Source organism: Candidatus Pelagibacter communis (genome assembly GCF_001179965.1).
Taxonomy (GTDB): Bacteria; Pseudomonadota; Alphaproteobacteria; order Pelagibacterales; family Pelagibacteraceae; genus Pelagibacter.
The window spans coordinates 1-5,341 of sequence record NZ_CVSH01000017.1; the positions used below are offsets into that span (position 1 = coordinate 1).

Annotated in this window: 7 protein-coding genes; 2 read left to right on the forward strand and 5 right to left on the reverse strand. The window is 28.2% G+C overall.

The features are described from left to right. Positions 1 to 238 (reverse strand): NAD(P)-binding domain-containing protein (locus AMN73_RS00540; protein ID WP_179850062.1); only part of this gene is annotated, 238 nt, incomplete at its 3' end. A 25-nt stretch (positions 239 to 263) separates the two neighbouring features. Further along, positions 264 to 878 (reverse strand): LysE family translocator, encoded by a 615-nt coding sequence (locus AMN73_RS00545; protein WP_075534372.1) that lies wholly within the window; start codon positions 876 to 878, stop codon positions 264 to 266. A 120-nt stretch (positions 879 to 998) separates the two neighbouring features. Here AMN73_RS00545 and AMN73_RS00550 point away from each other — a divergent pair, with 120 nt between their 5' ends. Then, the gene (locus AMN73_RS00550; RefSeq protein ID WP_075534373.1) at positions 999 to 1,292 is read left to right on the forward strand and encodes a TIGR03643 family protein; all 294 of its coding nucleotides are present in this window, start codon (positions 999 to 1,001) and stop codon (positions 1,290 to 1,292) included. A gap of 3 nt (positions 1,293 to 1,295) precedes the next feature. Continuing rightward, positions 1,296 to 1,550, forward strand: a complete 255-nt coding sequence (gene grxC / locus AMN73_RS00555; protein ID WP_075534374.1) for a glutaredoxin 3 — start codon at positions 1,296 to 1,298, stop codon at positions 1,548 to 1,550. A 4-nt stretch (positions 1,551 to 1,554) separates the two neighbouring features. On the opposite strand, the gene AMN73_RS00560 is transcribed toward grxC, so the two are convergent. The 3 genes from AMN73_RS00560 to AMN73_RS00575 all read right to left on the reverse strand — a co-directional run. Beyond that, entirely contained in the window at positions 1,555 to 3,639 is a 2,085-nt protein-coding gene (locus tag AMN73_RS00560; protein ID WP_082254558.1) for a CHASE2 domain-containing protein, read from the reverse strand. Between the two features lie 60 nt (positions 3,640 to 3,699). Further along, complete coding sequence (locus AMN73_RS04380) at positions 3,700 to 4,935, reverse strand: FecR family protein (protein WP_082254559.1); 1,236 nt, start codon at positions 4,933 to 4,935, stop codon at positions 3,700 to 3,702. Between the two features lie 100 nt (positions 4,936 to 5,035). Then, on the reverse strand, positions 5,036 to 5,341 hold a 306-nt coding region (locus AMN73_RS00575; protein WP_218836279.1), incomplete at its 5' end, for a hypothetical protein.

The window sequence follows — 5,341 nt, forward strand, 5'->3', positions numbered from 1 at the left end:
TTTTGATTATTTTATTTCCAACAGTTGGTGTTATTGACAAAAAAACCCATTGGGAAAGATTTAAAATTTTTTGATTATCTTTGATAACAATGATTTTTTTGCTAATTTTACTTAAATGTGATGAAATTTTCTTATTTCTGCTAGATATATAAATTTTAGAATATTTTATTTTCGAATTTAAAATACCGTAAATTACAGCTTTAGTTATCTGTCCAGTCCCTATAAATCCTAATTTCATTTTACTATTCTTATAATAATTTTAATTAATATTTTTCAATCAATACAATTACTACAGCAATAAATAAAAGAACGCACGCTGAAATTGTGTTTATTATCTTTGGATTTGCTTTTATCCACACTATTAATCTATTTGCAAGTACTGCGTACCCCACTAATGATAAAAAATCTAAAACGACATAAGTGATTATTAAAATAAAAAATTGAATAATATAGTTGCTTGAAAAATCAATAAACTGTGGAAAGATAAAAGGAAAAAACATCCATGCTTTTGGGCTTGTACCAGCAACTATAAAGCCATCTTTAAAAAAAGAAAAAAAACTTTTTTGTTTAATTTCTTTTGTATTAATATTGTTAGGATTTGTATTATAGATGTCATAGGCCAGATAACATAAATAAATTACTCCAATCCATTTAAAAGTGCTCAAAAAGATAGGGTTATCTGAAAAAAAAGAACCTATTACAAATATTACTAGTGTCGCCTGTATTATATTTGCTGAGACATCCCCTAAAGCTGTCCAAATACATTTTTTAACTCCATAATTCATTGAATATGAAATAATTACAATCCTTGGTGTGCCTGGAGAGATAAATAAAAAAAATATTATCTGTAAAAAAAGTATGTAATCTAAAGGAAGCATTCACGAGGATAGCCCTATAAAACCGGGAGCTAAAGATGGCTAGATAGGACTATCTTTATAGAATATAACATATGTTATAAAAATTTCATTAATGATTTATTTAAATTCTCAAAAAAATTTATGAAAAAAAGTCACAGGCCCCAAACTAGAGTGAAGAATCCTGAGCCAAATCCTATGAGTCCAGATTGGGTTGTCTGGGCAGCTTGGGCGGACCGGATAACTTTTGAAGATATCAAAAAAAAAACAGGGAAAACAGAAAATGAAGTTATAAAGATAATGAGGAAAACTTTAAAGCCGTCCTCATTTCGCCTTTGGAGAAAAAGAGCAAAAAATCAAAGTATTAAACATAGAAAAAAATTTGAAATTTCGAGAAAAGAAATAAGAAGAAAAATAAAAAAAAGTGATTATATATAATTGATGAAAAAAATAATAATGTATACAGGTCCTATGTGTAATTTTTGTGATGCAGCAAAAAGATTACTTGCAAGAAACAATGCCACTTTTACTGAAATTGATATTGCATCAAAAGAAGGTTTAATGGAGGAAATGATTAAAAAAGCCAACGGCAAAAGAACGGTACCGCAAATATTTGTAGATGAATATCATGTGGGAGGATATCAAGAGCTTAGAGAGCTTGAAAAACAAAATAAATTAAAAGAATTAATAAATTAAAATTTTATTTACTTTCAACTTTTTTTGGCTTTTCAACAGGTTTTTTTTTAATCAATTCAGTGTTTTTAATATTTATTGCCATACATGTAATATCGTCTCTTAATTTTTCTGCACCCCAATTTAATTTCTTTTCAATAGATTCAACTATAGCTTTTGGAGTTACATCTGAAATATTATTTATAATATTCTGTACTCCCTCACTTCCTAATTCCTCTCCATTCTGAAGATATCCTTCTGTAACTCCATCAGTGTAAACTACAAAAGTCTTATCTTTCATATTTATAGTGTTTGATTTAACCATAGACTCTGAAAAATATTTTACAATTCCGATTGGTGGCATTTCAGATTTTATATACTCATAATTTTTATTTTGATCAAAAGTTAAAATACTTTCATGACCAGCGTTAATAAAAACCATTTCACCAGTTTTAATATTTAATTTTCCAAAAACTGCAGTAACAAACATTCCTTTGAATTTAGCTTCAACTAATTCATTGTTTACTCCAAAAACAACTTTTTCAATTGGATATTTGAGATTGGTAAGGGTTCTAAAGATTGATGAGGCTTTTGCCATATACATTCCAGCTTTAATTCCTTTTCCAGACACATCCGCTAATGTAAAAAAATATTCTTCAGGTGTAGATCTTACAACATCGAAATAATCTCCTGAAACATCTCTTGCAGGTACATTTCTTGCAAAAATAAAATTTTCAAATTTAGATATATCTGGAAATAAACTTTTTTGAACACCTGCAGCTAGTTCTCTTTCTTTTAAAAGCTTAGCTTCCTTCTGTAGGTTTTCTAAAGCAAGTTTATTTTCTTCAATAAATCTAAAATATAATCCAGTTAAAAATGTTACAGTGACTATGAAAAGTGGATAACTTATGTCAACTAGTTGGGATTTGAATTTATAAACTGAAAAACCAATAATTATAATGGCTAAAATATTTCCAAAAAAAATTGATAAACTGTATCTTGGTTTTATTTTTTGAGATAATATAAAAGTAATGAGAGCAACAATTATAGAAAATAGTAATTCAAAAATATAGGTATTTGGATTTCTAACTAAATAAGATTTATCTAGAATATTTTCAATAACATTAGCGTGAACTTCTACTCCTGGAATAGTTATCCCTAAAGGTGTTTTTACTAAATCAAAAAGCCCTTGTGCAGATGCACCTATCAGCACATATTTATTCTGAAAAAATGATTTATCAAAGTTTCCCTCATAGACATCACTCGCAGAAATATATTGCTTCTTTTGAGATTTTTTATATTTGATCCAAATTATTCCATTTGGATCAGAGTCAATTTTGTGAGGTCTCGCACTAATTCTATTTATTCCAACCTCATTTAATTCAACATAAATATTTTTTTGTTTTTCGCCTACCCGAACCATTTCTAGTCCAATTGTTGGGTATAATTTTTTATTCAATTGAACAATAAGTGGCAAGGATCTAATGATGCCATCTAATTGATCTAAAAAAGATATCGAGCCTAAACCTTTTACATTATTTTCTAATACTTCTAATGATCCAATAGAAAAAGGATAGGAGTATGTGAATTCAAATGGATCTCCGCCTTTTGATAAAAATCTAGCTTTAGCTTTTCTATCATAATTTGTATGTGATGGTACATTGCTTCCTAACACTGCAATAATAGATTTTGATTCTTTTAATTTTTCAGCAAAAAGATCATCCGGACTTTTCAAATTTTGAAGTTCAGCAACATCCGATGGTATTAGACCATAAGATTTTATTATTTCTTCAGGTGATTGTTTATCTTTCTCTGTAAAAAATATATCGAAACCAATTGCCTTTGGATCTGATGTATTTAATTGATCTAGTATTTTTGCAAAAACTGTCCTGTTCCAAGGAAACTGTCCAAATTTTCCAAGACTTTTTTCGTCAATATCAATTATTACTACATCGCTATCTTTTTTTTTTGCAAATACTTTCTGATACAAATCAAAACTTAAGTATGAAACCGATTTTATAAATGGTGGGTTAATAATCTTTAGTGAAATTAGTAGTAATAGTATTGCAAAAAAAATAAAATAATTTGTGTTTTTTTGAAGAAACGCTTTCACAACTTGAGCTTATATTGAATTTATATAAAGTAAATAAAACTTAGTTAAGAAGTGATCTAATTACTTCTTTTTTCTTCTTTTCTTCTTAGCTTTTTTCTTCTTAGCTGCTTTTTTCTTCTTAACTACTCTTTTCTTTTTAGCTATTTTCTTTTTCTTTTTAGGCTTCGGCTTAGCTTTTTTCTTTTTCTTTGGTTTTGCTTTTGCTTTTTTCTTAGCTTTTGGTTTTGCTTTTTTCTTAGCTTTAGGTTTCGCTTTTTTCTTAGCTTTTGGTTTAGATTTTGCTTTTGCTTTTTTCTTAGGTTTTGCTTTAGCTTTTTCTTTTTTCTTAGCTTTAGGTTTCGCTTTTTTCTTATCTCCTTTTTTAGCTTTTTTCTTTTTACCTTTTTTCTTATCTCCTTTTTTAGCCTTTTTCTTTTTACCTTTTTTATTTTCTGCTTTAGCTTTTTTCTTAGCTTTTTTCTTCTCTGCTCTTTCAGCTTTAATTTTTACTTTCTTCTCTTTATCTTTTTGAATATTTTGCTTAATGATAGTTTTGATTTCTTCTTTCTCAAAACCTAATGACTTAAGCTCTTTTCTTAATTCTTTTTTAATGGCTTTTCTTTGAACTTTCTTGTCATCTTTAGAAAGCTTCGCAACTCTCAAAGCTTTCATTTTTTTATTAAATTTCTTTAATTGATTTTTTGTAATTTTTTTAGCTTGTCCTGGTGCTTTATTTTTTGTCATTGAAGTAATGCTATATGGATTATTCAATAAAGTTTGACCAAACTTATTACCAACCAGAACTGCTCCAGGTCTCATTCCTAAAGTGTTATTTTTTCCTGGACCTATTAATAGAGTATCTGTCTTTCCTTTTGAAACTATTGTTTGGAACTCAGTTCCTCTCGAGCCTAATGTTCCCTCTGGAACTTCAACGGTTAAACTGTCAGGATTTTTTTTACTTATTAGTCCAGAAATAACTTTTAAACTTCCTTGTTTAACGCTTGCTACTATTTTTCCATCATTTGTCTCTGGATCAAACACAAACGTATCCATTACTACTTCTGAATCTTCACCAATCGTAAAAGTGGATTGATCTAAAAGTAATATTTGAGTACCAGCGCCAACTCCCGCATATATTGTTTCATTTAAATAAATTTTATCGCCTGCTTTTAATTCTCTTGTTTCGGTTTTAACTGTTCCTGAGATAGCTCCAACAATTCCAACTAATTGTTTTTCAATAGTTAATTTTTCCTCAGCGTAAGCGCTTATGTTTAGTGCAAATACAATCGCTATAATTGACGATATTAGTTTTTTCATTTCCTTGAAACTAGCAAAATTCTCGAAAAATTAAATGAAAAAAAACTCATATTGAGCGCTAGAAAAAGCACTAAATTTCAACAATAAATTGAAAATTTTATTAATTTAGCCTGAATGATCTCGAAAAACTCAATGAAAAGGAATCGGATATGTAATCGTAGTTTATAATATTAGCTTCAGAAATAACTTTTTCATAAGATAAGTTTATAAATAAACTTCTATTTGGATCAATTGCTGGAAAAATATCTCCTATAGCCTTTGTTAACATTATGTCAAAAGTATTTGTGTAATCTGATCTTAATTTATTTGAATTAACTGAAGTATCCTCTTTTTTATAGTCATTAAAACTCATAGCGTTACTAACTGCTATATACGCCCAAGGGAAAGCAAAATTTAATCCAAAACC

What these genes read in the sequence shown, in the direction of transcription:
- AMN73_RS00545 (WP_075534372.1), bottom strand. Translation starts at nt 878, where the DNA reads ATGCTTCCTTTAGATTACATACTTTTTTTACAGATAATATTTTTTTTA.
- AMN73_RS00550 (WP_075534373.1), top strand. Translation starts at nt 999, where the DNA reads ATGAAAAAAAGTCACAGGCCCCAAACTAGAGTGAAGAATCCTGAGCCA.
- grxC (WP_075534374.1), top strand. Translation starts at nt 1,296, where the DNA reads ATGAAAAAAATAATAATGTATACAGGTCCTATGTGTAATTTTTGTGAT.
- AMN73_RS04380 (WP_082254559.1), bottom strand. Translation starts at nt 4,935, where the DNA reads ATGAAAAAACTAATATCGTCAATTATAGCGATTGTATTTGCACTAAAC.